This is a genomic window from Micromonospora chokoriensis (assembly GCF_000718555.1).
GTDB lineage: Bacteria > Actinomycetota > Actinomycetes > Mycobacteriales > Micromonosporaceae > Micromonospora > Micromonospora chokoriensis_B.
Genome location: NZ_JOAN01000017.1, coordinates 134,856 through 160,102, shown reverse-complemented (window position 1 = coordinate 160,102; position 25,247 = coordinate 134,856). Strand labels below are relative to the sequence as shown.

27 protein-coding genes and 1 pseudogene are annotated in these 25,247 nt (G+C 68.9%); 17 read left to right on the top strand and 11 right to left on the bottom strand.

Annotation, left to right across the window (positions count from 1 at the left end; translation table 11 throughout):
- The first annotated feature begins 5 nt into the window (after positions 1 to 5).
- Together IF46_RS0123260 and IF46_RS0123255 are read left to right on the top strand one after the other, a co-directional pair.
- Entirely contained in the window at positions 6 to 992 is a 987-nt protein-coding gene (locus tag IF46_RS0123260; RefSeq protein ID WP_030490487.1) for an ABC transporter permease, read from the top strand.
- A 158-nt stretch (positions 993 to 1,150) separates the two neighbouring features.
- Complete coding sequence (locus tag IF46_RS0123255; RefSeq protein WP_030490486.1) at positions 1,151 to 2,893, top strand: ABC transporter substrate-binding protein; 1,743 nt, start codon at positions 1,151 to 1,153, stop codon at positions 2,891 to 2,893.
- Positions 2,894 to 2,976: 83 nt separating this feature from the next.
- Here IF46_RS0123255 and uppS read toward each other — a convergent pair whose 3' ends face one another.
- The 5 genes from uppS to IF46_RS0123225 form a co-directional block, all read right to left on the bottom strand.
- Complete coding sequence (gene uppS / locus IF46_RS0123250; RefSeq protein WP_051724094.1) at positions 2,977 to 3,768, bottom strand: polyprenyl diphosphate synthase; 792 nt, start codon at positions 3,766 to 3,768, stop codon at positions 2,977 to 2,979.
- A 62-nt stretch (positions 3,769 to 3,830) separates the two neighbouring features.
- Positions 3,831 to 4,742: a class I SAM-dependent methyltransferase gene (locus IF46_RS33380; protein ID WP_084598010.1), complete on the bottom strand. Its 912-nt coding sequence runs from the start codon at positions 4,740 to 4,742 to the stop codon at positions 3,831 to 3,833.
- A gap of 9 nt (positions 4,743 to 4,751) precedes the next feature.
- The gene (locus tag IF46_RS0123240; RefSeq protein WP_157563368.1) at positions 4,752 to 6,950 is read right to left on the bottom strand and encodes a hypothetical protein; all 2,199 of its coding nucleotides are present in this window, start codon (positions 6,948 to 6,950) and stop codon (positions 4,752 to 4,754) included.
- Between the two features lie 325 nt (positions 6,951 to 7,275).
- Positions 7,276 to 7,701: an SRPBCC family protein gene (locus IF46_RS0123230; protein ID WP_030490482.1), complete on the bottom strand. Its 426-nt coding sequence runs from the start codon at positions 7,699 to 7,701 to the stop codon at positions 7,276 to 7,278.
- Between the two features lie 31 nt (positions 7,702 to 7,732).
- On the bottom strand, positions 7,733 to 8,743 hold the full coding sequence (locus IF46_RS0123225; protein ID WP_030490481.1) for an aldo/keto reductase: 1,011 nt from the start codon (positions 8,741 to 8,743) through the stop codon (positions 7,733 to 7,735).
- A gap of 140 nt (positions 8,744 to 8,883) precedes the next feature.
- Between IF46_RS0123225 and IF46_RS0123220 the strand changes: the two genes are divergently transcribed.
- From IF46_RS0123220 to IF46_RS0123210, 3 genes are read left to right on the top strand one after another with little or no spacing between them, the layout of a single operon-like run.
- Positions 8,884 to 9,780: a LysR substrate-binding domain-containing protein gene (locus IF46_RS0123220; protein WP_030490480.1), complete on the top strand. Its 897-nt coding sequence runs from the start codon at positions 8,884 to 8,886 to the stop codon at positions 9,778 to 9,780.
- Between the two features lie 44 nt (positions 9,781 to 9,824).
- Complete coding sequence (locus IF46_RS0123215) at positions 9,825 to 10,181, top strand: PadR family transcriptional regulator (RefSeq protein WP_030490479.1); 357 nt, start codon at positions 9,825 to 9,827, stop codon at positions 10,179 to 10,181.
- Positions 10,182 to 10,183: 2 nt separating this feature from the next.
- Positions 10,184 to 10,669 (top strand): hypothetical protein, encoded by a 486-nt coding sequence (locus IF46_RS0123210; protein WP_030490478.1) that lies wholly within the window; start codon positions 10,184 to 10,186, stop codon positions 10,667 to 10,669.
- Here the strand turns inward: IF46_RS0123210 and IF46_RS0123205 are convergent.
- Positions 10,644 to 11,057, bottom strand: coding sequence for a VOC family protein (locus tag IF46_RS0123205; RefSeq protein WP_030490477.1), 414 nt, complete (start codon positions 11,055 to 11,057; stop codon positions 10,644 to 10,646). The two genes, IF46_RS0123210 and IF46_RS0123205, sit on opposite strands and share 26 nt — an antisense overlap.
- 40 nt (positions 11,058 to 11,097) lie before the next feature.
- Entirely contained in the window at positions 11,098 to 12,090 is a 993-nt protein-coding gene (locus tag IF46_RS0123200) for a MerR family transcriptional regulator (protein WP_030490476.1), read from the bottom strand.
- 205 nt (positions 12,091 to 12,295) lie between these two features.
- On the opposite strand from IF46_RS0123200, the gene IF46_RS0123195 reads away from it, so the two are divergent.
- On the top strand, positions 12,296 to 12,664 hold the full coding sequence (locus IF46_RS0123195; protein ID WP_030490475.1) for a cyclic-phosphate processing receiver domain-containing protein: 369 nt from the start codon (positions 12,296 to 12,298) through the stop codon (positions 12,662 to 12,664).
- A gap of 131 nt (positions 12,665 to 12,795) precedes the next feature.
- Here the strand turns inward: IF46_RS0123195 and IF46_RS0123190 are convergent, their stop codons facing one another.
- Positions 12,796 to 13,539: a helix-turn-helix domain-containing protein gene (locus tag IF46_RS0123190; RefSeq protein WP_198041511.1), complete on the bottom strand. Its 744-nt coding sequence runs from the start codon at positions 13,537 to 13,539 to the stop codon at positions 12,796 to 12,798.
- 153 nt (positions 13,540 to 13,692) lie between these two features.
- Between IF46_RS0123190 and IF46_RS35285 the strand changes: the two genes are divergently transcribed.
- The 4 genes and pseudogenes from IF46_RS35285 (at position 13,693) to IF46_RS0123175 (ending at position 15,592) form a co-directional block, all read left to right on the top strand.
- A complete protein-coding gene (locus IF46_RS35285) occupies positions 13,693 to 13,857 on the top strand; it encodes a hypothetical protein (RefSeq protein WP_232234127.1) in 165 nt (54 codons plus the stop codon).
- A pseudogene (locus tag IF46_RS35280) lies at positions 13,844 to 13,984 on the top strand (helix-turn-helix domain-containing protein); the annotation flags it as partial. The gene IF46_RS35285 and the pseudogene IF46_RS35280, both read left to right, overlap by 14 nt.
- Before the next feature lie 222 nt (positions 13,985 to 14,206).
- Positions 14,207 to 15,019 (top strand): hypothetical protein, encoded by an 813-nt coding sequence (locus tag IF46_RS35275; RefSeq protein WP_232234132.1) that lies wholly within the window; start codon positions 14,207 to 14,209, stop codon positions 15,017 to 15,019.
- A gap of 198 nt (positions 15,020 to 15,217) precedes the next feature.
- Positions 15,218 to 15,592 (top strand): DUF805 domain-containing protein, encoded by a 375-nt coding sequence (locus IF46_RS0123175; RefSeq protein WP_030490472.1) that lies wholly within the window; start codon positions 15,218 to 15,220, stop codon positions 15,590 to 15,592.
- A gap of 104 nt (positions 15,593 to 15,696) precedes the next feature.
- On the opposite strand, the gene IF46_RS0123170 is transcribed toward IF46_RS0123175, so the two are convergent.
- On the bottom strand, positions 15,697 to 16,287 hold the full coding sequence (locus IF46_RS0123170) for a GIY-YIG nuclease family protein (RefSeq protein WP_030490471.1): 591 nt from the start codon (positions 16,285 to 16,287) through the stop codon (positions 15,697 to 15,699).
- A gap of 108 nt (positions 16,288 to 16,395) precedes the next feature.
- Between IF46_RS0123170 and IF46_RS0123165 the strand changes: the two genes are divergently transcribed.
- The gene (locus tag IF46_RS0123165) at positions 16,396 to 17,148 is read left to right on the top strand and encodes an SDR family NAD(P)-dependent oxidoreductase (protein ID WP_030490470.1); all 753 of its coding nucleotides are present in this window, start codon (positions 16,396 to 16,398) and stop codon (positions 17,146 to 17,148) included.
- A gap of 153 nt (positions 17,149 to 17,301) precedes the next feature.
- On the opposite strand, the gene IF46_RS0123160 is transcribed toward IF46_RS0123165, so the two are convergent.
- Positions 17,302 to 19,446: a S9 family peptidase gene (locus tag IF46_RS0123160; RefSeq protein ID WP_030490469.1), complete on the bottom strand. Its 2,145-nt coding sequence runs from the start codon at positions 19,444 to 19,446 to the stop codon at positions 17,302 to 17,304.
- 87 nt (positions 19,447 to 19,533) lie between these two features.
- Between IF46_RS0123160 and mshB the strand changes: the two genes are divergently transcribed.
- The 3 genes from mshB (at position 19,534) to IF46_RS0123145 (ending at position 21,463) form a co-directional block, all read left to right on the top strand.
- Positions 19,534 to 20,460, top strand: a complete 927-nt coding sequence (gene mshB, locus IF46_RS0123155) for an N-acetyl-1-D-myo-inositol-2-amino-2-deoxy-alpha-D-glucopyranoside deacetylase (protein ID WP_030490468.1) — start codon at positions 19,534 to 19,536, stop codon at positions 20,458 to 20,460.
- 17 nt (positions 20,461 to 20,477) lie between these two features.
- The gene (locus IF46_RS0123150) at positions 20,478 to 20,915 is read left to right on the top strand and encodes a hypothetical protein (RefSeq protein ID WP_030490467.1); all 438 of its coding nucleotides are present in this window, start codon (positions 20,478 to 20,480) and stop codon (positions 20,913 to 20,915) included.
- Positions 20,916 to 20,998: 83 nt separating this feature from the next.
- Positions 20,999 to 21,463, top strand: coding sequence for a hypothetical protein (locus IF46_RS0123145; RefSeq protein WP_030490466.1), 465 nt, complete (start codon positions 20,999 to 21,001; stop codon positions 21,461 to 21,463).
- Positions 21,464 to 21,669: 206 nt separating this feature from the next.
- Here the strand turns inward: IF46_RS0123145 and IF46_RS0123140 are convergent, their stop codons facing one another.
- Complete coding sequence (locus IF46_RS0123140; protein ID WP_030490465.1) at positions 21,670 to 22,692, bottom strand: GNAT family N-acetyltransferase; 1,023 nt, start codon at positions 22,690 to 22,692, stop codon at positions 21,670 to 21,672.
- Between the two features lie 79 nt (positions 22,693 to 22,771).
- On the opposite strand from IF46_RS0123140, the gene fdxA reads away from it, so the two are divergent.
- Genes fdxA through IF46_RS0123125 form a run of 3 tightly spaced genes read left to right on the top strand, consistent with a single transcriptional unit; the run spans position 22,772 to position 25,247 of the window.
- Complete coding sequence (fdxA, locus tag IF46_RS0123135) at positions 22,772 to 23,098, top strand: ferredoxin (protein WP_030490464.1); 327 nt, start codon at positions 22,772 to 22,774, stop codon at positions 23,096 to 23,098.
- Positions 23,095 to 24,201: a succinyldiaminopimelate transaminase gene (gene dapC / locus IF46_RS0123130; RefSeq protein WP_030490463.1), complete on the top strand. Its 1,107-nt coding sequence runs from the start codon at positions 23,095 to 23,097 to the stop codon at positions 24,199 to 24,201. Before fdxA ends, dapC begins: the two co-directional genes overlap by 4 nt.
- Before the next feature lie 17 nt (positions 24,202 to 24,218).
- Positions 24,219 to 25,247, top strand: a complete 1,029-nt coding sequence (locus tag IF46_RS0123125; protein ID WP_030490462.1) for a prephenate dehydrogenase — start codon at positions 24,219 to 24,221, stop codon at positions 25,245 to 25,247.

Sequence of the window (25,247 nt, the reverse complement as noted above, 5' to 3'; positions counted from 1 at the left end):
AAATCATGGCGCGATTTCTGCTCAAGCGAATCTTCTCTGCCACGCTGACCCTCTTCGCGGTGAGCGTGCTGACCTTCCTGATGTTCTTCGCCCTGCCGCGCGACCCGGTGAGCAGCATCTGCTCCAAGAACTGCAACCCGGAGCGGCTGGAGCGGGTCCGCGACGACCTGGGCCTAAACGACCCGCTGATCAGCCAGTACGCCGGTTACATGAAGGGCATCGTCACCGGTCGGGACCTGGGCAGCGCCCAGGGTGGCCGCTGCGACGCGCCGTGCCTGGGCTGGTCGTACGTCACCAACGAGGCCGTCTCGGACACCATCGCCCGGGTGCTGCCGGTGACGCTGAGCATCGTGATCCCGGCGGCCATCCTCTGGTTGCTGCTCGGGGTGGGGCTCGGCATGGTCTCCGCGCTGCGTCGCGGCACCTGGCTGGACCGAGCCGCGATCGGGTTCTCGCTGACCGGCGCCTCGTTGCAGCTCTACTTCGTGGGTGCGGTGCTGCTGCTGGTCTTCGTCTACAACCTGCGGTGGCTGCCGGTGCCCAGCTACACCTCGCTCTTGGACAACCCTGCGAAGTGGGCCAGTGGGCTGGTGCTCGCCTGGGTGGCGCTGGCCTTCCTCTTCTCGGCCATCTACGCGCGGCTGTCGCGGGCGCAGATGTTGGAGACCCTGTCGGAGGACTTCGTCCGGACCGCGCGGGCCAAGGGCCTGGCCAAACCCAAGGTGTACGGGCGACACGCGCTGCGCGCGGCGATCACCCCGGTGGTGACGATTGCGGGGCTGGACGTGGGCGGGGCGCTGGGCGGCACGGTGATCACCGAGACGACCTTCGGCATCCAGGGGTTGGGGCGTACGGCGGTGGACGCGGTGCGCTCGGGCGATCTGCCCACCATCATGGCCACCGTGCTGATCGCGGCGGTCTTCGTGGTGCTGGCGAACGTGCTGGTGGACCTGCTCTACGCGGCCATCGACCCCCGGGTGCGGCTGCGCTGAGCCGATCGGCGGCCCGCGCCTGACCGGCGGCTGGTCTGGTGGCGAAATTTATCGACAACTGTTACACAACTCGTAGGTTTTCTTCCTTACGATCCTCGGGACGTCGGCGGTTCTCGCCCCGACGAGACCGCACGGCACATGGCTGAAGGAGGTACTTCATGCGACCACGCGTGGCGGTTGCCGCAGGCGGCGCGATCGCTCTGGTTGTGGCATTGGGTGCGTGCTCGAAGAACACGGGCGAGGGCACCACTGTGGACACCGACCGGAAGCAGACCGGGGTCATCGCGACCGACCCCAAGGACTCGCAGGGGCCGGCGGCCGAGGTGAGTGGAGCGCAGAAGGGTGGCACCTTCAGCGTCATCCGGGAGTCGCCGATCTCCCACCTCGACCCGCAGCGGACGTACTCGTTCGCCGGCCTGATGGCCAACCCGCTCTGGTCGCGCTACCTGACCACCTGGAAGGACGACGGCAAGGGCGGCCTGGTCCTGGTGGGCGACCTGGCCGAGACGCCGGGCACCAACGTCAACAACGACTGCAAGGTCTGGGAATTCAAGATCAAGAGCGGGGTGAAGTTCGAGGACGGCCGGCCGATCACCGCCAAGGAGATCGCGTACGGCATCGCTCGCTCCTTCGACCCGGACCTCTCCGGCGGCCCGACCTACATCCAGGAGTGGCTGGCCGACACCGCGCAGTTCGACACCAAGTGGGACTTCAAGAAGAACAAGACGTCGCTGCCGCCCGGCCTGAGCACGCCGGACGAGAAGACGCTGCGCTTCGAGTTCGCCAAGCCCCGCTGTGACCTGCCGTTCGCCGCCTCGTTGCCGACCACCGCGCCACTGCCCGCGGACAAGGACACCGGCGTCGACCTGGACAAGCAGCCGTTCTCGTCCGGCCCGTACAAGGTCGCCAAGAATCAGGTCGGCGTGCAGCTCACCCTGGACCGCAACCCGAACTGGGACCCGGCCACCGACGCGGTTCGCCACCAGTACCCGGACCAGTTCGTCTGGAGCTTCGGCCCGACCGCGGACGCCGCCAACAACCGGGTGATCGCCGACAACGGCGCCGACCAGAGCGCGCTCGCCTTCAACTTCGTGCCCGCCTCGCTGGTGGCCAAGGTGGCCGGGGACGCCGCGCTCAAGTCGCGCAGCATCCTCTCGCCGACCCCGAGCGCCAACCAACTGGTCATCAACAACCAGCGGGTCACCGATCTCAAGGTCCGTCAGGCGCTCAACTACGCCATCGACCGGGAGGGGATGATCAAGGCGCTCGGCGGCCAGAACGTCGCCGTACCCCTGACCACGCTGATGCCGTCGGCCACGATCGGCTACAAGGCGTACGAGGCGTACCCGGCGGGCCCCAACGGCAACGTCGACAAGGCTAAGGAGTTGCTGGGCGGGAAGACGCCGGAGCTGGTGCTCGGCGTCTCCGACAACTCCACCGAGCAGCAGCAGGGTGCCCAGCTCAAGTCCAACCTGGAGCGGGCCGGCTTCAAGATCACGCTGCGGAACATCTCCGACGACGCCAAGCTCGACGAGATCAAGAAGAAGAACAACCCCTGGGACCTGTACCTCGGTAACTGGGCGGCGGACTGGCCGAGCGGGGCGTCGATCCTGCCGGTGCTCTACGACGGCCGCACCATCAAGGCCGAGGGCAACAGCAACCAGGCGTACTTCAACGACCCGGCGATCAACGCCGAGATGGACCGCATCCTGGCGCTCGCCCCGGCGGACCAGGGCCCGGAGTGGGCCAAGCTCGACGAGCGGATCATGAAGGAGCACGCGCCGGTCGTGCCGCTCTTCGTCGACGTGGCCTACAACGTGCACGGGTCCAAGGCCGGCGGGATCTTCATCTCCAGCGTCTTCGGGTACCCGTCCTTCGTGAACGCGCACGTCAAGCCGTAAGGCACACCGCAAGCCAGAAGGGTCCCCAACCGACAACGTCGTCGGGAGGGGACCCTTCTGTTTCCCTGAGCTGCTGGCTCGGTCTACAAGGCCCATCCCTGGATCGGCGTGTCGACCGGACGCGACTCCGTCGGCCGAGGGATGCCGCCGAATCGCCGTTGTCGCCGCTGATAATCGGCGACAGCTGTGTAGAAGTGACCCTTTGAAAACTCCGGCCACAACGTGTCGAGAAACAGCATCTCGGTATAGGCGAGGTGCCAGAGCAGGAAATTTGAGAGTCGTTGCTCGCCGCTGGTGCGAACTAGTAGATCCACCGGCGGCATCGTGGGCAGGTAGAAGAATCTTCTCAGGATGGATTCGTCCACCTCGCCGAGGTTGGCGCCGGCCAGCGCGGCCCGCTTCACCGCGTCGAGAATCTCCTGCTGGCCGCCGTAGTTGAAGGCAATGACGAGTTCGAGTCGGGAGTTTTCGCTAGTGATCGTCTTCAGGTGATGAAATCGAAGGCGCACCGACGACTTGATGCGAGCATCGCTCGTGTCGCCAATGAAGTGGATGCGCACCCCTCGGTCTACCAGCGAGGAAACGGTCTCGGGCGTGAAGAACCAGGTGGCGAAGTCCATGAGGATCTGCACCTCGACCGGCGGCCGTGTCCAGTTCTCGGTCGAGAACGCGAAAAAGGTCAGCCAACTGGTGCCAAGTTCGAGTGCGGCGTCGATGCAGTTCATCATCGGCTCTCGGGCGGCGAGGTGGCCGTCCGTGCGGTCAAGGCCTTTGTAGGAGGCCCAGCGGCCGTTGCCGTCCATGATCAGCGCGACGTGGGCGGGAATCTCCCGCCCCCGGACCTGGTCGAATTCAGATGGCTCGATAAGTCGCATACGTTCCGTCCGTCTCAGGGGTTGCACGCCGGGTGGGGTCGATGCTGGTCAGCTGTTCCGGGTCAAGGCGCAGCGGCGGGGCGCAGGGCGATCATCAGATAGGCGTGCGCTCCGGCCTCGACCGTCAGATGGAGCAGAAGTCCAGCCGCGGCGTTCTGCCGAATTGTTGCCGGCAGGAACCGGCGGGCCCAGGGCCCGGCCCGGCGGCCCCGCACGAACCGCCAGGCCAAAGTGTTGAGCACGCGCAGCTGAGGCGTCACCTCTGCGGAAAGGTCCTGGGTGTGCAGATGCTCCAAGCCAGCAGCCAGTGCCACGTCCAGCCAGCGCCGTTCGCACAGGATGCTGGATATCAGGAGAGCGCGCTCGACGATCATGGCCGACTGTCGTACTCGGGGATCGAGCCGATCTGCATCATCAGTATGGAACAGGTCGAATACCAGCAGGACACCGTCCGGTGCGAGAACCCGGCGCGCCTCGGCGAGGGATGCATGAAGATCGCGAGCGTGGCAGATTCCCTCGATGACGAACACGACGTCGAACGATCCGTCGGCGTAGGGCAGTCGGTGGTAGTCGCCGACCCGAACCCGGACGTTCGCAGCACGCGACATGCCCAAGCGCGCGCTCATGACATGGAGCCGGGACAGGTCGATCCCGTGGAGGTCGGCCGACGGGCGGCGGGTGGCGAGCTCGCCGAGGTTGTATCCGGTGCCGCAGGCGAGTTCCAGGACCCGCGGTGCGCCGATGTGGCTGACGTACTTGCTGATGAACTCGGCGTGGGCCGCAAATTCGCCGGAGAGGCTTAGATGCATGGCACCGTCGCGAGAGTGGAGAAGACGGTAGAACGGATGGTTCCACCGGTAGTACCGCCGGACTGCCTCGACGGTTGAGTTGGCGGCGCCGATATTGTCGATGCGGGCATGGCGACGTACCGCACGCATCGAAACTTCTAGTCGCTCGGCGACACCGTCATCCATCGATTGTCGTTATTGCTTGCCGGCCGTCCGGCGCGACTGCGGGGCGGCAATCACGGCGTGACCGTCGGAGGCGAGGAAGTCTTGCAGCATGGCATGCCGGAACTCGAATCGTGGGCCAGCTTGGCGTAGCACTCCCCGATCGCGTGCATCCTCGAGGAAGCCGAACAGCCGGAAAGGCAGATTTCCGCGGAGGGCAGACGCCGTACGACCGAGGGTGTATCTGCCGTATGAGCTGGTAAACCAGAGCGCCAGGGCAATCTGCGCCCATAGGCCTATTCCGATGACCACCGGGTACGGTCCCTCAAGCGGCCCGGCCGAGGTGAGCAGCACGGCCGTAAGCGTTCCACTGAAGGTCCCCAGCCCGATTCCGGTGAGGAGGCCGGGCAGCAGTCCGTGCCGAAGGCCCACGACCACCGATGCACCCAAGGCTAGAGCAAGCCCGATGACGACACCGGTGCGCTCTCCGGGTGGCAAACCGAGGTCGGCGTAAAGACCGACAGCGAGCCCAACCGCGCAACCGCCGATGGGGGCGACGACGAACGTCCGGAGCAGCAACGCTTGGCGATCTGCCCGGAGTACGCTGCGGGGCGTCGCCGCCTGGCTGCTCTCGGCTGGTGGTTGTTCGAGTACGAACTCGAGTCCCGCAGCGACACCGCCGAATACCCCAACCGCCGCTCCGGCAGAGAGCGCTACCGCTCCTTGCAGGCCAAGCGTAAACGCCACGGCCAGCCCAACCAGAAGGCTAAGCAGGAATCCTGTGGTCAGGCGGGCGATGCCGGTGGACAGGCGGATGTTTAGTAACAGCGGTGTGCCGACGCCCGCGACCGGTCCGACCGCCTGCGCAGCCAGGGCCACTGCGCCGCCGACGATCAACGCCTGGAGGGGGCCAGTGAGCAGTCGGAACATAACTGCGGCGGCGATGCCGTTCGCCAGTCCGAACAGGAGCCAATGCACCCGGATTGGCAGCGAGTCACCGAGCTTCCACCAGGCCATCTCGTGAGTTCCCGTGGCGGACAGTGTCCGTGCGAGACTGACCAGATAGCGCTGTGCCTTTTCGCTGGAGAGGGCGACGGTCGCCGGGCCGGGTAGCGGATGGTCATAAAGTGACGGAACTAGATCGTGCAACAGGGAAAGCTCAACGTCACGTCCGTTCGGCCACGCACGTCCCACGAGTTCCGCCGGATCGCGGCCTTCTCCGCCCAAGACGGAGCGCGTCAGGGAGATCATAAATGGAGTGACAAGCGCGGTTGCCAGCGGTCCCTCCGGTGCCTCCCGCACGGCGGTCGCTAGGTGGGCCCACCTTGCCACCTGGCTGGCCGGGACACCGGCGACGAGACAAGCCCCAATGTCTTCCGCGGTGTAGGGCTTCACCTTGACCGTCGTGGCTTCCCAGAGAACCGCGCTTTCGACGCCCGATGAGTATTCGGCGGGGGCGGCGGCGAGGAACTCCGACTCCCGGCAGGTGAGAATGACGGGATCCGGGCCGAACTGGGCCGCCGGGATCAGGACCCGGTTCAGCGACTCAATCGCCCGGGGCAGTAGCTCCTGAGACATCTCGTCGAGCCCGTCGAGGACCGGAATGACCTGTCCGGTCTGCACAAGCCATTGCGCAATGGTCATGGTGCTGTCGACCGGCCCCGGAGACCGGGTCCACTCGTAACCCTCCTCTAATCGTTCCGCCATCCACGTGCGGATGTGTTGTCGCTGCGGGTTCCACAGAGAGGCTGGCAGCAGCACTGGAACCGGATCGCCGGGTGACCGCCGATTGAGGATCTCTAGCACCAGCAGCAGTGTGAATACGGTTTTGCCGGCACCCGGTCGTCCGACCACGAGCATGCGCCCGCTGTCGATCCCCGCGTAGGTTCGCCAGATCTCCTCGCTTGTACCGAAGATCTCGTCCGCCCGGGAGTCGCCATGCTGGGCGGTCCATCGCAGCGGCAGCAGCGCCGGACGGAAGACGCCCCGCATCTCGGCCTCTTCACGCCATTGTGTGCGTACCGATTCGGCTAGGCAGTCGACAGCCGGCCGGTTCTGTTCGATGTTGCCCGGCCCGCTCTTGTTTCGAAGCCATGTGAGTAATGCGAGAGTGAGGGCTATTGCGCCAGCGATAATGCTCCAGATGGAGTCGGTGGCACTCAGGGAATCGTCATGGGACAGCCATGACCACGCGGAAATCATGACGGCCGACACGCCGATGGCGACCGCCATCGATTTCCGCCAGGACCGCATCATATCAACGTACATCCCTGCCCTTCGCGGATAAAGGCTTCCGTCAAGACCAACATTGCCCGTGCCGTTGGTGGTTTGTCCCTGCCTGAAGTTTGGGCTTCACCGAGACGGAGCGCACGGTCGCTGTTACGTGTCGGTAGCGCATGGAGGTGCGTGGTCAGCCTGGCGCGCAGCGATATGTATCTCGCGCAGTGGCAGGGTGGGCAGCCGTCGATGCCCGAGTCCAGTCACCGTCCGAAGCTGACGCACGCACCTCGGTTGGAAGGAGCCGCATGCGCGGCATCTCGACGAGATCCCTGGCCCCTCAGGCGGCAGTCGTGGTGAGTGTCTGGTGCAGTGCCGCCAGGCCATCTCGGTAGATGCCGCGGAACAGGGCGGTGGCCTCTTCGTCGCTGACGCCGACCGGCGTGAAGGTGCCTGACCACTGCACGCGGGCCCCGTCCTGTCCGGGCACCTCGTGCACGGTGATGGTGGAGAGGTAGTCGGTGATGGGGAAAGGTGCCTGGAGGATGGAGTAGCTGTAGCTGCGTGCCTCGTTGTCGAAGGCTTCGAGACGCTCGACGATGACGCCGCCGTCCTCGCTGTTGAGGGTGCGGACGCGTCCTCCCTCGCTGAGTGCGCTGCTGGGGATGTAGGGCAGCCAGTCGGGAAGCGAGTCGAAGCCGCCGATGAGCTGCCAGATGCGCTCGGGCGAAGCGGGAATGTCAATGAACTCGGTGGCGGTGACCACTGGATTCTCCTACTGAGTTAGGGATGAAGGGTCAGGCTGCGGGTACCGGCGCGGAGTCGGCGATCAGCTTCTCCTCGCGCAGGGCCGTCCAGAAGGCGGCCGGCACCGTTTCGCCGAGGGCGGCCACGTCCTCCGCGATGCGGCTGGGCTTCGTGGCGCCGGGGATCGCGGCGGCCGTGGCCGGGTGGGCGAGGGAGAACTGCAGGGCCGCGGCCTTGACACTGACTCCGTGTCGCCCGGCGATTGCCTTGATCCGCTCCACCTTGTCGATGATGGCCGCGGGTGCCTTCTGGTACTCGAAGTGCGTGCCGCCGGCGAGGATCCCCGAGCTGTACGGGCCACCGACGACGATGTCCACGTTCTGCTCCGAGGCTGCCGGCAGCAGGCGCTGCAGGGCCCGGTCGTGGTCGAGCAGCGTGTAGCGGCCGGCGAGGAGGAAGGCGTCGGGCTTCGGCTCGTCGAGGTCGAGGGTGAGCTCCAGCGGCTCCACGCGGTTGACGCCCAGGCCCCAGGCCTTGATGACGCCCTCGTCGCGCAGCTTCTGCAGGACGCGGAAGGCGCCCGTGCGGGCCGTCTCGTAGGCGGCCAGCCACTCGTCACCGTAGAAGTCCTGTGCCACGTCGTGCACCCACACGATGTCGAGGCGGTCGGTCTTGAGGCGCTTGAGGCTGTCCTCGATCGAGCGCAGGGTGGCGTCGGCGGTGTAGTCGTTGACCATCTTGTTCGGGCGGCCGTGCTCGAAGAGGCCACCCTTCTCGCCGAGGTCGCGGGCGGTGGTGTCTTCGATCTCGTCGAGGATGACGCGGCCGACCTTGGTGCTGAGGACGTATTCGTCGCGCGGGTGCTGTGACAGCACGTCGCCGAGCCGGATCTCGGAGAGACCCGCGCCGTAGAAGGGTGCGGTGTCGAAGTAGCGGATGCCCTGGTCCCATGCGGCCTGGACGGTGGCCGCCGCCTCCTCGTCGGGGATGTCGCGGAACATGTTGCCCAGCGGTGCGGTGCCGAACCCGAGCGCGCCGGGAAGGAGAGACTTGATAGTCACGGAATAAACCTCTTAATGTCGATGTAGCCGGAAATATGAACGAATGTGTGATTGACCGGCCTTGCGAGTTCAAGGTTAGGATCCATGCATGAGACTGTCCAAGACTTACTTGGACTCACTTGAGTCCTCCCGGGTCCGACGTGCTTGACCTCCGACAACTCCGGTACTTCGTGGCCGTCGCCGAGGCCGAACACGTCGGGCGGGCCGCTGATCAGCTGCACATCTCCCAGTCGCCGCTCAGTCGGCAGATCGCCCAGCTCGAAAAGAACCTGGGTCTCACCCTCTTCGAGCGCAGCCAGCAGCGAATCCGGCTGACCTCCGATGGTCGCGTCTTCCTGACCGAGGCCCGCGCACTGCTGCGCCACGCGGCCAGGCTGGAGAACCTCGGCCGGCGGCTCGGCCGCGGCGAGGAGGGTGGCCTCTGCATCGGGTACGTGGCCAACGCCATGCACACCGGCGTCCTGCCCACTGCCCTTCGCGCCTTACGTGAGGAGCGCCCCGGGATCCACGTCGCGCTCTACGACCAGGAGTCTGCCGAGCAGTTCGAAGGTCTGCGTCAGCGTAGCCTGGACATCGCGCTGGTCCGCACGCCGCCGCCCGAGGGCGACCCGGATCTGTTGGCGGCTCCGCTGCTCCAGGATCCGCTGCTGCTGGCGCTGCCGGCGACTCATCCCCTCGCTGCGCAGGAGGGGTTGACGCCCGATGACCTGAACGGGCAGCCATGGATCGCGGTGGGCGACTCACAGGACCCGGCCTGGCGTGACACGTTCGTCGCGTCGTGCGTGGCCGCCGGCTTTACGCCAGACATCCGCCTCAACGCGGCCGATCCGCTTACCGCGCTGGGCCTGGTCGCCTCCGGCCTGGGCCTCGCGCTCGTCCCGCGCAGCATGGTGCGTGGCACGACCCAGGGCATCGTGGTGCGGGAACTTTCCTGGTACGGGGGGTCCGTGCGGCTGTGGGCGGCCTGGCACCGGGTCGACCTTCGGCCCGTGGTGGCGTCCTTCCGCGAAACCGTCCTCGGGGAACAGGGCGCCTGAGCGGATGGCTTGACGTATATCCGTCGCGGATATAGTTTCGGTTCATGGCGAGCACCAGAACCGGCGGGCCCCTCACCCCTGCGGTGCTTCACATCCTGCTCGTGCTCTCGACCCAGGACCGCCATGGCTACGGGATCATGAAACAGGTCGAGGCCGACTCCCAGGGGAGAGTCAAGATGGGGCCAGGAACGCTATATGGCTCGGTTCGACGGATGACCGAAGCGGGCTTGATCCGCGAGAGTGACAAGAAGATCGACCCGAACTTGGACGATGAGCGCCGCGTCTACTACGGCATCACCGCGCTCGGTCAACAGACCCTCGCTGCAGAGTTGCAGCGATACCGTCAGGTCGTCGCGGTCGCCCATGAGCGATCCCTCATACCCAGGGCAATGGGTGCCTGACCATGGGCGGACAGACACGATATCGGCGCTGGTACCGGAGGCTGCTCGGTCTCTATCCGAGGCCGTACCGCGAACGCTTCGCCGACAGCATGGAGCAGACCTTCGCCGACCTCTGCCGTGAACGGGCCGGAACCGAGGGCCGTGGAACTGCGGCCTTCATCCTCTGGATCTTCACCGAAACGTTCGTGGGCATCATCCGGGAGCGCGCGTCAGACCTTGCGAGGTTGACTATGGCCAGGAATGCAACCGCTGTCTTCAGGATCGTCAAGTGGCTCGCGCTGGCCACCGGTGGCCTGATGGTGGCGGGGGTCGCCACGGTCATGCTCCTGGCGCGCGGCACCGGCGAAGACGTCACAGGTGTCGTCGCGCCGGCGTTGCTGCTCACACTTCTCTCGGTGGTGGCCGCCGTGGTCGCGGCCATCCTGCAGGTCACGAGCGGCAGAAGCCACCGACTTCGTGCACCTACTCGTCGTTTCTGGACCAGGTGAGGCCCTGGTCGGTCCAGGTGGCACCCTTGTTGCGGCAGAGGCAGAAGGGATGGCCGACAGGGTCGGTATACACGCGCCAGCCGTAGCCCTCGGGGCCGATGGAGTCCTGCTGCAGGGTCGCGCCGAGCGCCAAGACGCGGGCCTGTTCGGCCTCGATGTCGTCGACTTCGAAGTCGAGGTGGAACTGCTTCGGGTGCTCGCTGTCGGGCCACTGCGGGGTGCGGTAGTCCTCCACCCGGATGAAGGCCAGCTCGATCTCGCCAAAAAGGATGCCGGCCCAGTTCTCGTGGCTGCCCGCCTTGACTGGGCGACCCGTCACCTCGGAGTAAAAGGCCGCCAGCTTCATCGTGTCCGGGCAGTCGATGATGAAATCGGTGAGTCGCAGCATCCGGCGATCTTGCCACACCGGCCGAGCCGCTAGTTGCCCGTCAGGAAGCCGGCGCGGCGGACGCGCGCAGTGCCGCGGCCAGCCACTCGTACGGGAACTGCTCCGGCGGCGCGTTGTTCACGGTGGCGACCAGCTCCATGTACCTGTCGAACGGTCCTTCCGGCTCGGGCGGTGTGCGATCCCATTCGGCGCCCCTCAGCATGTGGTCGGCGGCCTGGATCCGGAACTCGGGCGTGTCCGGCATCGCGGGGTTGTCCGGTGTCGCGAAGATGCTGGTCAACCAGGCGATCCACTGGTCGGCGATCTCCCGCCCCCTGGGCGAGTCCGGTGGCACCTGCTCGCGCGCCGCGTCCATCACCGGCTGGCCGATCGCGGCGCCCGCTTCCAGGGCGTCCAGCATGGGCGACGAGGTCATCAGTGGCCCGGCCCCGGTGGTGCACGCCTCGTGCAGCTCACGGCGTACAGCCTGCCGGACCTCGGTGTCCCGGACCAGCTCGGCCAGCTCGATCCACGCCTCCAGTTGGGCTGCGGTGGGATGTTCGGGTAGCTCCGGTCGGGCCGCCCGCCACCACTCGACCATCCGCTCCGGCGGCTCCCAGCCGGTGGAGACCTCGGTCCAGAACTCGTCGATCAGTCGGTCGCGTTCCTCGTCCGGCATGCCAACCAGCTTGTGCATAAGCGTGACCTGCTCGGCCGTGGAGTCCTGCCGCAGGATGGCCGACAGCACCGCGCGTCGGCTGCGCAGCCGTGCCTCCTGCCGGGCCAGCAGAGCCAGGTGGGTGGTGGCCAGCTCGCGCAGCGTCGCCTCGCCGGCCAGCACCCGCCGGATCTCGTCCAGGCCGGCGTCGAGTTCCCGTAGCGTCCGGACCAGTTCCAGCCGGGCGATGGCCGACACGTCGTACAGGCGGTGACCAGCCGGGGTGCTGGCGGCCGGCGTGACGACACCGGCGTCCGCGTAGTACCGGACGGCGCTGACGCTCAGGCCGGTCCGCCGGGCGACATCTCCGATGGCGTACAGCTCGTGCATCTCCACGACGCCCACTATGCGATCTCAAGCGGCTTGAGATGCAAGCCCCTCATCCAACCTCGGCGAGACAGCGCGCTCGCCGCCGAAGCCAGCCGAATGCGGCTGATCGCCGTTCGCGGCAGAGGAGCGCGCTGCGTCCCAGCGGCGGCGTTGAGGATGGGCGATCGGTGACGCGCGGTTGCTGCATGAGGCCGCAGACCATCATTATCTCGTGGATGTCCGCCGAACGATCGTGCTGATCGATGATCTCCGTTCGTTTGTGGACGGCCGGGGCGCCGAGGTGGCTCGGACCAGCGCTGCCGGAGTCAGGCTTCTCCGTCGGTACCGGGACAGGTTCCTGGACGAGCTGTGGCTGGACCACGACTTGGGTGGCGACGACACAATCTGGCCGGTCGTGGAGATCCTGGAACAAGCCGCGTTCGAGAAGCGGCCCTTCGATGTTGGCGTCATCAACGTCCACTCCGCCAACCCAGGCGGAGCCGCGAAGATTGCGCAGGTCCTACGGCACTGGGGGTATCGCGTCCGCGTCGCGTCGGGCTCCGCGGACGTCGGCTATCTCGATGGCCCTATGACGAGCTGATCGGAACGAAAGGGCCGGACGGCCAGCCCACTCCGACGGCGACTGAGCAGGTACGCCGCCCAGATGCGGGTGCCTCCAACCGTGATGACATAGAGCGATACCCTCTTGACCGATGGCATCGGCGATCCGTCCTATTCGGGCGGCCTGTTGTACTGGCCGAGCGTCGCCTTGGACGTGGAGGCATCACGGAAGGTCAGCTCCCATGGGCCGGTGTTGACGTCCATGTCCTTGCCGAACCCGACCCATTTCCCGGCCATCCGTCGGCCGGTGGGCTCCACCAGTAGCTGAATTGCGCCGTGGTACCGGGCTCCCCGGTAGTAGCCGGCGGGATCGGTCTGCTCCACCCAGGTACCGGTGACCACGGCACCGTCCACGGTGAGATCCAGCGACAGTGACGATGCCGCCGAGCCGGGCAGGCTGCGCACGGTAAGCCGGTCGCCGTGCTGGAGTACGACCACGAAGTGCTGCCCGGCGAAGGAGTCTCCCCGGCCGCTGGAGTGGTATTGGTAGCGGCTGAGCCAGATGCCCTCGTGCGATCCGTGAACTGCAAGGGGCTTGGGCGTTGGCGTGGCCAGGCTGGACATGGGCGAGGTCAGGTCGTGGCCGCCGCGCTGGTCGTCGACGGCTTGGCCATCGGGTATCGCGGCGAAGCCGAGCAGCGAGATCGGCAGGCCGGTGACGACCTCCAGGACGCGGGCGTACACGGGCCGTGGTGCGGCGATCGCGCCGGACTCCCAGCGTTGGACGAGTCTCTTGTTGGCGTCGTTGGGCTCGCCGACTCGGAGGCCGGCGGCTTGAAGCGCGCGGGCGAAGTCGTCCTGGCTCATGCGCATCCCGGTGCGGACCGCGCGTAGGGCGGTGTTCGGGGCATTCATGTTCGCCACAATAGCCCTGTGTCGCCTTAATGTCGCCTTGTATGTGCCCGTCATGTCGCACTCTGTGCCGTCGCGCCTGGCGACAGATCGGCGGCATTGTGGACCTCACGAGTCGGCTGAGCCTGCCGAAGCGCCCCCGTAGCGGAGGTGATAATGCCCAGTTCTGACGATGAGCCGGTCAGCCGGGGCGAGCAGATCGACGCCGCCGAACGGGAGGAAGTCAAGCGCCGGTTGCTCGCGCAGGCCGAGGTGGAGCGGATACCGGCGCAAGAGACGACTCGGGCAGTGCCGGATCGGCGGTGGCGTGGTGAGCCGTGATCCGGTGCCGATTGGTCGGCGGGTGGCGTATCTGCGGGTGCGGCGGAGGCTGTCGCAGCAGTCGTTCGCGGATCGGTTGGGAAAGTCGAAGAGCTGGGTGGACAAGATCGAGCGTGGAGTCCGTTCCCTGGATCGGGTGTCAACGATTCGGGAGATCGCGGCGGTGTTGCGAGTCGATCCGGCAGCCCTGCTTGGTCGTGATGCCCAACCTGTTGCGGCAGCCGCGCATCGCGAAGGCGTTGCGCGGATTCGGGCGGCGCTGTCGGCGTACCCAATGGTTCTTGGATGCCCGGCGGACCGGGAGGCGATGTCGCCGGATCGGTTGGCTCGGGAGGTGCGGCACGCGTGGATGACCTACCAGCACGCCCGGTACCCGCGTCTGATCGAGTTGCTGCCCACGTTGGTGACCAGGGTTCATCGCGCCCACCTACGCGACCCGGCGGCAGTGGTGGAGGCGTATCGAGTGACGGCGGCGCTGTTGGTGAAGCTGGGGGAGGGGAGTCTCGCCTGGTTGGCCGCTGACCGGGCGGTCTCCGCCGCCGATGATGACCGGGTACTCCTGGCCTGCGCGGCGATCCAGTTGGGTCAGGTCCTGCCGGCGTCAGCGCGGGCGAAGTCGGTGATGCTCGCCGCCGCCCACCAGCTCGGCCCAGACGACGCCAAGCGATCACCGGGGGAGCTGTCGCTGCGCGGCTCATTGCTGGTGCAGGCGGCCCTGATCGCGGCCCGGGCGGGTGATGACCGGGTGGTCGCTGAGCTGCTGGATGAGGCTGCGGGACTGGCCGCTCGGGTGGGCGACGGGCACGACCATTACCGCACGGCCTTCGGGCCGGCCGCCGTTGAGCTGGGCCGGGTCGCCGCCGCCGTTGAGCTGGGCGACGGGCCGCAGGCGATCAGGTGGCACGAGGAGGTGATCGGGCGGGACGGGTGGCGGTGGCTGCCGGTCGAGCACCGGGCCGCACACCTGATCGACGTGGCGCGCGCCTATCTGCAGACGAACGATCCCACCAACGCGGCTCGGGTCCTGTTGCGAGCCGACCGCATCGCGCCGGCCGAGATCCGGCACCGGCCAGCGGCACGCGACGTGGTGGCCCAAGTCGTCCGCGATCCGGACGCCCCGCCGACGATCCACCGGCTCGCTGTCGCACTGGGGATCGGGTAGCGCACCGCGGCGCAAACACCTTCTGTTCGCCTGGCGGTGGTGCGCCCTGTGGCAGGCGTTCACCAGCTCTTGCATGATCGTTTTGCGGGCGATGCGGTTTCTGCTTCTCGACTGTCTGGCGGTTGACCCCGCTGCGTCGACCTGCTTGGCTGCGTCCGAGATGATCTTGCAAACCCCCTCAAAAGATCGGCTATAGCTATGTCCTTCAACGCCGCCGTCAAGTCGGCCTTCACCCAGTACATCGGCTTCAGAGGTCGGGCCCGTCGGTCTGAGTTCTGGTGGTTCGCCCTGTTCGGCGCCCTGGTCAATGTTGTCGCTGCCATTCTGGACGGCGTCCTGGGATTGAACTTCGGGGAGGACTCCTCGATCGGCCTCATCCGTCTCATCGCCTACCTGGTGCTGCTGCTGCCGGCGCTGGCGCTCACGGTGCGACGCCTGCACGACACCGGACGGACGGGGTGGTGGTTGCTGATCGGGCTGGTGCCGCTCGTGGGCGGCATCGTTCTGTTCGTGTTTTACGTATCGGACGGCACATACGGCCCGAACCGGTTCGGCGCCAGCCCCAAGGGCTGATCGCTCTCCGCGCTCGGCATCTCGGTCGTAGAACGCCAGACGTACGGAAGCGCCCGTCCCGGTATGGGGGCGGGCGCTCTACGTTGTGCCGAACGATGGCAGGGTTAATGGTTACTGCTGCTCGGGGGCTCGACCGGGCCACTGCTGGCGTTGTATGAGTTCTTGGCGGCGACCACGGCCGCCTGAAGGTGCTCGGGGTCGACGCCCCGCACGTTGAGCGGCGGGTGCAGACGCCGGACGAGTTGGGCCTCGATGATCGCTGGCTCCGCGTCCTCGGCCCAGGTCAAGCGCAGGTGCTCGTGCATCCACGCGGTCAGCCGTGTCTCATCCTCAGGAAGCAGGACGACCCGACCGGTCCACGTCGTTCGGTATCCCTCGGAGACCAGAAGCCCGGCCAACGTACGGCGCAGAGTCGAGCTGCCCGAACGTCGCAGATGGTTGCGCAGGATCCGGCCCCGCAGACTGGTTGCCCGTCCGAGGTACAGCAGCCGTAGCGACGGATCCGTTCCATTCGCCGGCCCGGGGAGGTCGGGAAGGGTCGAAGGACAAGCCCACCAGGCGTAGACACCGCCGCCACGGCTGAGCCGCTTGACGGCGACATCGAGCTCGATCGGCGCGCCGGAGAGCAGCCGCAGAGCCTCTTTGACTCGGGCCTCGTCGGAGGGGACGTCGGGTCGCGTGCCGGGCGTGGTCATCGGGGGCAACCCTAGACGTCGCAGGCGAATCGTGGCCGGGGCCACCGCCGGTCGCCAAATCTGTGGAAAGATCCGTCCATGATCGACTTCACCAGGCCGCTCGACGGCATGAACGCGTTGATCATTGGCGGCGGGGGCGACGGAATCGGACGCGCGATCTCACGAGCTTTCGCCGCAGCCGGTGCGGCGGTCGCCGTCGCCGACCTCGATCCGGAGCGTTCCAACGAAGCCGCCGATGAGTTGGCGAAGTCTGGCGTCCGGGCCGTCGCGCTCGCCGGTGATGTGCGTTCTCCGTCCGCGATCGACGGGTTCGTCAGCCAGACCGTCGCCGCCTTCGGACGGCTCGACACGCTCGTCACTGTCGTCGGCGGCCAGGTCGCGTTCGTCCCGGCGGTGCGGTTGCACGAGATGAGCGACGATGACTGGGACCTCGCGTACGAGATGAATCTTCGCTACGTCGTACGGGCAGCCCGCGCCGCAATCCGCGTCTTCCTGGCTCAAGGTGGCGGCGGATCCATCGTCAGTGTGGGTTCGGTGGCCGGGGTGATGGCCGCGCCCATGCAGGCCGGATATGGTGCTGCCAAAGCCGGCCTGGCCAGCCTCGCCAGAACGGTAGCTGCGGAGTACGCCGCCGACGCGATTCGCATGAACGTGGTGGCCTGCGGTGCCATCGCGACGGCCGTAGCGAACTCCGCGCCTGTCGACGGCGACGTGCCCGAGATCCCGATGGGCCGGCTCGGAGCACCCCGCGATGCCGCCGCGGCAGCCGTCTACCTGGCATCGCCGCTCTCGTCCTATGTGACCGGGCAGAGTCTCGTAGTCGACGGCGGAGTGACGGTACGCGGACCATTCGCCGTCTGACCGCGAAGGCGCAGTCCTCGACTGACGTCGCAACCCGACGGCGTCCCATGGTCACGCTCGATCCTGGATCGAGTGGCTATTCGGCGCCGGGATACCACTCGATCCAGGATCGAGTGCGATCTTGAGAGCGCGGGCCAGCGCTGGCCCGAGCGCCTACAACAGATGGGTACGGAGGAAGTCCAGCTCCAGGGGGAGTAGCCGCTCGGCGGTGCCGTTCGCGGCCATGTGCGTGGCACCGGTCAGTGGCAGCACGGCGTGCGGCCGGCCGGTGCTCAGCAGGGCCGCGGAGAGCCGCAGCGTGTGCGCGGCCACCACGTTGTCGTCGGCCATCCCGTGCACCAGCAGCAACGGGCGGGCCTGGCCCGGCCCGGTGACCGGCTCGGCGGCCAACTCGACGAGCGAATGGTGCGCGTAGACGTCCAGGCCGTCCTCCGGCAACCCCAGATAACGCTCGGTGTACGCGGTGTCGTAGAGCGCCCAGTCGGTCACCGGAGCACCCGCGATGCCGCACCGGAACAGCTCCGGGTGGCGCAACACCGCCAACCCGGCCAGCCACCCCCCGAACGACCAGCCGCGGATCCCCACCCGATCCAGGTCCAGGTCGGGGTGCTTACCGGCGAGCGCGGTGAGCGCGTCGATCTGGTCGGTCAGGATCACGTCCGCCACCCGCCGGTGGATCGCCTTCTCGAACGACGGCGCCACGCCCGGCGTACCCCGGTTGTCGATGGTGACCACCGCGAACCCGGCGTCGGCCCACCACTGCCGTTCCAACCACGCGGCCCGCGCCGCCACGACCTCCTGGTGCCCCGGGCCGCCGTAGATGTCCAGCAGCACCGGCAGCCGCCGGCCCGTCACGTGGTTGTCCGGGTAGAGCACCGCCGCCGGCAGCCGCCGATCGGTCACCCGTTCCAGCAGCGGCAGGGGCGAATACGGCGGGGTGGCGGCGAACGACCGCAGCTCGGCGATCTCCTGATCGCCGCGGCGCACCGTCCAGCGCACCCCGGCGTGGTCCAGCGACGCGACGCCGACCGCCAGCACGTCCCCGCCCACCGCGGCGGTGTACCAACCGGAGTCGGTGGTGAGCCGGCGCGCGTCCACCCCGCCGCCGATGGTGGTGCGGACCCGGAACAGGTGCCGTTCGCTCGGCTCGCCGTCGCTCGCCTCCACCAGCAGATCCGCCGGGCCGGAGGCGGCCGGCAGCCGACCCACCACCCGCCGTACGTACAGCGACGGCGGGGTGAGCAGGGTGCCGTCGGCGAACAGGCACCGCGCGTCGTACCCATCGTGGGCCAACTCCCCACCGACCAGCACCCGACCGTCCGGAAGGTGCGCCGGTGTGCCGGCGATCGGCTCGACCCAGCGCGGGTCGGCCAGCTCGGCGTGCACCTGCGTCTCACCCGTTCGGGGGTCCACCGCCAGCACCAGCCCGTGCTGCTGCGAGCGGCGCAGCACGGTGATCAACGGGCTGCCCTCACCCCAACTGACCCCGCACAGGTACGGGTACGTCTCCCGGTCCCAGTGCACGTCGACCCAGCCGTCGTCCAGGTCCAGCAGGTGCAGGCTGACCTCCGCGTTCGGCCCACCAGCCCGGGGGTACGCGACGGCCGTCGGCGGGCTGGCCGGCTCGGCCGGGTCGTGCAGGTGCCAGCGCTCCAGGCGGGACTCGTCGACCCGGGCGGCGAGCACCGAGCGGCCGTCCGGCGCCCACCAGTACCCCCGGTACCGGCCGAACTCCTCCGACGCGATGTGCTCGGCCAAGCCCCAACTCACCCCGGCGTCCTCGCCGGCCAGCAGGGTGTCGGTGCCGTCCGGGTCGATCACCCGCAGCTCGCCCCGGCGCACACCCTCGGCCGCGTCGGTCACGTACGCCAGTCGCTGCCCGGTCGGGTCCGGACGAGGGTCCAGCACCGGGCCGACGGCGGCCACCTCGACCACGTCGCCATGCACCAGATCGGCCCGGAACAGCCGCCCGGCCAGCGCGAACACCGCAACCCGACCGGCCGCGTCCAACGCGTACGAGCCGATGCCGGCGGCGCTGAGCCGCAGCCGCTCGCGCAGCGCGCGTTCACCGGGGGAGAGGGACCGGACATCCCCGCCCTCGCCCAGCAGGGTCGCCGGATCGGCGACCAGCCGCTCCTCGGCGGTGGCCACGTCCAACAGCCAGAGCGCGTCCGCCGGGTCCTCGGGGCCGGCGGAGCGCAGGAAGATCACCCGGGAGCCGTCCTCAGCCACCGAGACAGCGCGTGGAGCGCCATGACTGAACCGGCGGGTGCGGGCGGCCAGCTCTGGAAAGTCCACACGCCAAATCGTAGAGCGGTACCGGGGGTGATGTGGCCGACCTGGGCGGACGCGTCAGCGTCGGCCGGGGGAGAACCGCCGGTTAGAGTGACCGTCGTGACGATGCTGCCCGACCGCCGCCTGCTGCTGGTCCACGCGCACCCCGACGACGAGTCGATCGGCACCGGCTCGACGATGGCCCACTACGCCGCCGAAGGCGCGCACGTCACGCTGGTGACCTGCACGCTCGGCGAGGAGGGCGAGATCCACGTGCCCGCGCTGGCCCAGCTCGCCGCCGCCGAGGCCGACCAGCTCGGTGGGTACCGCGTCGCCGAGCTGGCCGCCGCGTGCGCCGCGCTCGGCGTCGGCGACCACCGCTTCCTCGGTGGCGCCGGCCGCTACCGGGACTCCGGGATGATGGGTCTCGCGACCAACGACAACCCCCGGGCCTTCTGGCAGGCCGACCTCGACGAGGCCGCCGGGCATCTCGTGGAGATCATGCGGGAGGTACGCCCGCAGGTGCTGATCACGTACGACCCGAACGGCTTCTACGGCCACCCCGACCACATCCAGGCGCACCGGGTTGCCATGCGCGCCGTCGAGCTGGCCACGGCCGAGGGCTGCGCCCCGCTCAAGGTCTACTGGACGGCCATGCCGCTCAGTGTCCTGGAGGCCGGCATGACGCACTTCGCCGAGTCCTCCGACAACCCGTTCGGCGGCATCGAGGACATCGCCGACCTGCCCTTCGGCACCCCGGACGCCCAGATCGCGGCCCGGATCGACGGCACCGACCAGCACACGGCCAAGGAGGCCGCGATGCGGGCGCACGCCACCCAGATCCCGGCCAACTCCTGGCTCTACTCGATCGCCGGCAACTTCGGTGGCGAGTTCATGGGTGTGGAGTACTTCACCCTCGCGGTCGGGGCGAAGGGCCCGGGCTCCGGGCCGTACGGCTGGGAGGACGACCTCTTCGCCGGCCTGCCCGCGGAGACCGCCCCGGACCGGTCCCCGGTCGCGGCGGCGGGTCTCCGGTGACCCTGCCCGCCACGCCGATGACGGTCGAGGATGCCCAGGACACCCCGCCCCCGGCGGGGCCACCGCCGCGCCTGCTGGACCTGGGCGTGCGAGTGGCCGGTGCGATCGTCGTGGTCGTCGCCGGAGTGCTGACCGGCGTGCTGGAGCTGCTGCTCGCCACGGTCCGCGTCGGCGGGCAACTGATCGGCGTGTCGGTGCTGCTCGTCATCGGCGCCAACATCGCGTTGAGCTGGTTCGCGCACGAGGCGGTGGGCCGCCGATGGGCGGTGGCGCTGCCGGCGGTGCCGTGGTTCGCGCTGATGGTGGTCGCCGCCATCCGGACCAACGAGGGCGACCTGTTGCTGGCCGGCGACAACTGGGTTGGGCTGGCCATGATCGTGGCCGGCGCGATGACCTTCGCGGTGATGGGCTTCCGGCAGATCCTCGCCCCGCCGCCGCTCACCCTCGGCGGCTGATGACGTTACCCAGGTAAGGGTGGTAGATATTCCTGCCAGGGATTCAGGCCCCGTGCGGGGGCGTATGGCAGGAGGGTCCGGCGATGGACAAGCGGTGGCGTGACATCGGGGTGCTCGTAGCAGCACTGTTCGCGGTCAACGTGGTCGCCCGACTGATCATCCGGTTCGGCTTCGAGGGCGACGACACCGCCGCCGACCGGGTGTCGCTGGGGATGTTCACGGTGATCGGGCTGATCCTCGCCGTGGTCGCCTTCCGTTGGGGTAGTCGCCGGCCGCTGGCGGGCTGGGCGGCCGACATGGCTCTCGTGGTGCCGGTGGCGCTGCTGCTGACCCTGCTGGTCGGGCCCCTGCTGGTCGGTTACAACCCGTTCGACGGGGGTGCGGCGACGTTCCTCCTCCGGATCTGCTTCTACCTGCTCGCCACGGGCGCCGGGGTGCTGATCGGCTACCTGGTGCTCACCGCGCTCGGGCGTGACTTCCGCTCGCAGCAGCTCAAGCGGTACGCCGAGGTCAGGGCCGCGAAGCCCCGCCGAGTCGTCCGCCGCTGACCCGCCCCGCTCGCGCCGCCCCGCGTGCGCGCCGGCCTGGACGCGCCGCCCCGCGTGCGCGCCGGCCCGCCTGCCCCTACCGCGCGCTGCGGCGATGATCGACTCGGCTTCCAGGAAGTCGTGGGGTCAGGGCGTCTCCGATGCCCCGGTTTCCTGCAACGCGAGTGGATCACGCCATGGCACGAGCGCCAGGCGGGCCCGGGTGGTCAGGCTCGGTGCGGGGCCACCCGCGTCAGATAGGTGTGGTGGGTGGTGAAGCCGAGCCGCTGGTAGAGCGCGATCGCCGCGGTGTTCCGTTGCTCGACCTGGAGGAAGGCGTGTGTCGCGCCGCCGGCCAGACCCCAGCTCGCCAGTTCGTGGATCACCCGGCGGGCCAACCCTTGTCGGCGGGCCGAGGGCAGCACCTCGATCAGGCTGAGGCCCAGCCACCGCCCCTGGCCGGTCACCGCGCCTCGACCGATCGCCACCAGAGCGTCGTCGGCGTACACGTGGGCGAAGCGGACCTGGTCCACGGCGGTGAGCACGTGCCGGGCGGCCTCCGGTAGGCCACCCTTGCGGCCGGCAGCGATGGCCAGCCACTCCTCGCTGGGCGCGCTGGCCAACTCGACGACCGCGCTGCTCCACCCGCCGGCCTGCGCGCCAGCGGCGTCGCTGGCCGTGGCGCGGAGATCGGCGAGTGGGGCTTCGGCGGGGGCCGACGCGAGCGAGGGCAGCGGCGTGGTCTGCACCAGTGTCGGCGGGCGGGCGGCCCAGCCGCGGGCGTCCAGTTCGGCGCCGACCGGCGCGGCGAGGGGCAGCGGGGTGTTGATCAACGCGGGTTGGCCCAGCTCGGCGTACCAGCGCTCGACCGCGTCGACCGCGGCGGGCAGCGGTCGGTCCGGGTCGCCGATCGGCAGCGCCGAGTTGGCCCGTCCGGTCCAGCCGTCGGCCGACCGGAGCAGCCAGTCACCGAGCCGGCCCCGGGTCGGTGCCGGCCAGGCCTCGTCGGCGGCCCGCTCCAGCGCCACGACCGCGGTCGCGGTGGGCCGACGGGTCGGCGGTACGCGCTTGGCGCGGTGGACCTGCGCCACCGGAACCCGTAGCTGTCCCTTCGCGGTGGCCAGCGTGAGATGAGTCTCGCTCAGCTCAACCAGCTCGCCGAGGGCATCGGAGAAGAGTGGGCGGCCTTCGCGAATCCCCACAATCCGGCGGACCACAATTCGGTGTCCCACATCCTGCTGTCGGAGCACGATCGACCCCCTCCCCGGCGAGATACTAGGCTCTTACCGTCGCGGGAGATCGCGGCGTGTCTTGCGGAGGAGAAGACCGGTGACCTACATCATCGCCGAGCCGTGCGTGGATGTGCTCGACAAGGCATGCATCGAGGAGTGCCCGGTCGACTGCATTTACGAGGGCAACCGGATGCTCTACATCCACCCCGACGAGTGCGTCGACTGTGGTGCCTGTGAGCCCGTCTGCCCGGTGGAGGCGATCTTCTACGAGGATGACGTCCCCGAGCAGTGGAAGGACTACACCGGCGCCAACTACGAGTTCTTCGAGGATCTGGGCTCGCCCGGTGGCGCCTCGAAGGTCGGCAAGGTAGAGAAGGACGCCACCTTCGTCGCCGCGCAGCCGCCGCGCGGCGAGGGCCACTGAACCGGCCCGCGCCGGTCTCGTCGCGGCTGCCCGAGTTCACCTGGGACATCCTGGACGCCGCGGCCACGCTGGCCGCGGCGCACCCGGAGGGCATGATCAACCTCTCCATGGGTACGCCGGTCGACCCGGTGCCCGAGGTGATCCGCCGGGCGTTGGCTGACGCGTCCGATGCTCCCGGTTACCCGCTGACCGCCGGCACCCCGGCGTTGCGGGCGGCGATCGCGGCGTGGGTGTCCCGAGCCTGTGGCGCTGGCGTCGACGGTCTCGGTGTGCTGCCGACCATCGGCTCGAAGGAGCTGGTGGCTTGGCTGCCCACCCTGCTCGGCATCGGCCCGGGTGACGTGGTGGTGGTGCCGTCGATCGCGTACCCCACCTACGAGGACGGTGCCCGGCTGGCCGGCGCCACCGTCGTCCGTACCGACTCGCTCACGTCGGTCGGGCCGACCTCGCGGGTCCGGTTGGTCTGGGTCAACTCGCCCGGCAACCCGACCGGCCGGGTGTTGCCCGCGGCGCACCTGAAGAAGGTGGTCGACTGGGCCCGGGAACGTGGCGCGGTGGTCGCGAGCGACGAGTGCTACCTGCCGCTGGGCTGGTCGGCCGATCCGGTTTCGGTGCTGTCTCCGCAGGTCAGCGGCGGCAGCTACGCCGGGGTGCTCGCCGTGCACTCGCTCTCCAAGCGGTCCAACCTCGCCGGCTACCGGGCCGGGTTCGTCGCCGGTGACCCGGCGCTCGTCGCCGAGCTGCTCAAGGTCCGCAAGCACGCGGGCATGATCGTGCCCGCGCCGGTGCAGGCAGCCATGGTGGCCGCACTGGAGGACGAGCGACACGCCGAGGAGCAGCGCGAGCGTTACCGTGCCCGGCGGGAGGTGCTGAGGGCAGCCTTCACCGCTGCCGGGTTCACCGTCGAGCACTCCGAGGCGGGTCTCTACCTCTGGCTGACCAGGGGTGAGGACTGCTGGCAGACCGTCGACTGGTTGGCCCGACGCGGCATCCTGGTCGCCGCGGGCGTCTTCTACGGTCCCGCAGCCGAGCAGCACGTCCGGGTTGCGTTGACCGAGTCCGACGAGCACGTCGCGGCGGTCGCCGGCCGGCTCCGGGCCTGACCCCGGGCGGCCCGGCGATGACCGACGGCGTGACCGGGCGGTACGGCAGGGTGCGGGTGGCGGTGATCGGCACCGGGCTGATCGGCGGCTCGGTGCTGCTGCGCCTGGCCGATGCCGGCCTGGACGTGGTCGGTTGGGATCCGGACCCGACGACTCGGGAGCGCGCCCAGCGCCGGGGTGTGGTCACCCCAGCGACGATCGAGCAGGCCGTGGCCGACCGGGACGTGGTCTTCCTCTGCGGCCCGCTGCCCACTCTGCCGCACACTCTGGCCCAGATGGCCGAGCTGACCGGGCCCGGCTGCGTGCTCACCGATGTCGGCAGCACCAAGGTGGGGGTGACCGAGGCGGCTGATCGGCTCGGGCTCGCCGACCGGTTCGTGCCCGGCCACCCGATGGCGGGCGCGGAGTCCGCCGGCCTGACCGCCGCCGCGCCGACCCTGCTGGCTGGTGCCGCCTGGGTGCTCTGCCCGGCGCCCGGCGTCGCGACGGGCGCCTTTCGCTGGCTGACCGGGCTGCTGGTGGAGCTGTTCGGTGCCCGGGTCGTGCCGATGTCCGCGCCGGCACACGATTCGGTGGCCGCGCTCGCCTCGCACGTGCCGCACCTGCTGGCCGGCGCGCTGGCCGGGGCGACGCAGCGGGCGCCGCTGCGGGACGCGGTGTTGGCGCTGGCCGCGGGGAGCTTCTCCGACGGTACGCGGGTCGCGGGCACCCCGGCGGAGCGGACCGCGAACATGCTGCTCGGCAACCGTGATCGGGTGCTGCACGAGTTGGCCGAGGTCGGCGCGTTCCTGGATGGGCTGGCCGCCGCTCTGCGGGCCGACGACGCGCAGGCGCTGATCGCGCGGTACGCGGAGGCCAGGGCGGCCCGGTCGGCGCTGCTGGACCGGCAATTCGCCGGTGAGTCCCGACGGTTCGCGGCCGATGGTGATCATGACGCCGAGGTGGCCTGGCTGCGCGAGTTGGGCGCCGCCGGTGGGCACCTGACGGGGTGTCAGGTCGACCCGGAGGCGGTTTCCTACGCCGCGTGGCTTCCCGTGGCTGACTAG

Bases quoted from the DNA above. Each gene is read 5' to 3' on its own strand.
- IF46_RS0123210 (WP_030490478.1), top strand. From the start codon at position 10,184: ATGGGCGGACAGACACGATATCGGCGCTGGTACCGGAGGCTGCTCGGT.
- IF46_RS35285 (WP_232234127.1), top strand. From the start codon at position 13,693: ATGCCCAGTTCTGACGATGAGCCGGTCAGCCGGGGCGAGCAGATCGAC.
- IF46_RS0123190 (WP_198041511.1), bottom strand. From the start codon at position 13,539: ATGAATGCCCCGAACACCGCCCTACGCGCGGTCCGCACCGGGATGCGC.
- IF46_RS0123205 (WP_030490477.1), bottom strand. From the start codon at position 11,057: ATGCTGCGACTCACCGATTTCATCATCGACTGCCCGGACACGATGAAG.
- IF46_RS0123175 (WP_030490472.1), top strand. From the start codon at position 15,218: ATGTCCTTCAACGCCGCCGTCAAGTCGGCCTTCACCCAGTACATCGGC.
- IF46_RS0123165 (WP_030490470.1), top strand. From the start codon at position 16,396: ATGAACGCGTTGATCATTGGCGGCGGGGGCGACGGAATCGGACGCGCG.
- IF46_RS0123215 (WP_030490479.1), top strand. From the start codon at position 9,825: ATGGCGAGCACCAGAACCGGCGGGCCCCTCACCCCTGCGGTGCTTCAC.
- IF46_RS0123260 (WP_030490487.1), top strand. From the start codon at position 6: ATGGCGCGATTTCTGCTCAAGCGAATCTTCTCTGCCACGCTGACCCTC.
- IF46_RS0123170 (WP_030490471.1), bottom strand. From the start codon at position 16,287: ATGACCACGCCCGGCACGCGACCCGACGTCCCCTCCGACGAGGCCCGA.
- IF46_RS33380 (WP_084598010.1), bottom strand. From the start codon at position 4,742: ATGGATGACGGTGTCGCCGAGCGACTAGAAGTTTCGATGCGTGCGGTA.
- IF46_RS0123125 (WP_030490462.1), top strand. From the start codon at position 24,219: ATGACCGACGGCGTGACCGGGCGGTACGGCAGGGTGCGGGTGGCGGTG.
- uppS (WP_051724094.1), bottom strand. From the start codon at position 3,768: ATGCGACTTATCGAGCCATCTGAATTCGACCAGGTCCGGGGGCGGGAG.
- IF46_RS0123145 (WP_030490466.1), top strand. From the start codon at position 20,999: ATGGACAAGCGGTGGCGTGACATCGGGGTGCTCGTAGCAGCACTGTTC.
- IF46_RS0123255 (WP_030490486.1), top strand. From the start codon at position 1,151: ATGCGACCACGCGTGGCGGTTGCCGCAGGCGGCGCGATCGCTCTGGTT.
- IF46_RS35275 (WP_232234132.1), top strand. From the start codon at position 14,207: ATGACCTACCAGCACGCCCGGTACCCGCGTCTGATCGAGTTGCTGCCC.
- IF46_RS0123240 (WP_157563368.1), bottom strand. From the start codon at position 6,950: ATGGCGGTCGCCATCGGCGTGTCGGCCGTCATGATTTCCGCGTGGTCA.
- IF46_RS0123150 (WP_030490467.1), top strand. From the start codon at position 20,478: ATGACGGTCGAGGATGCCCAGGACACCCCGCCCCCGGCGGGGCCACCG.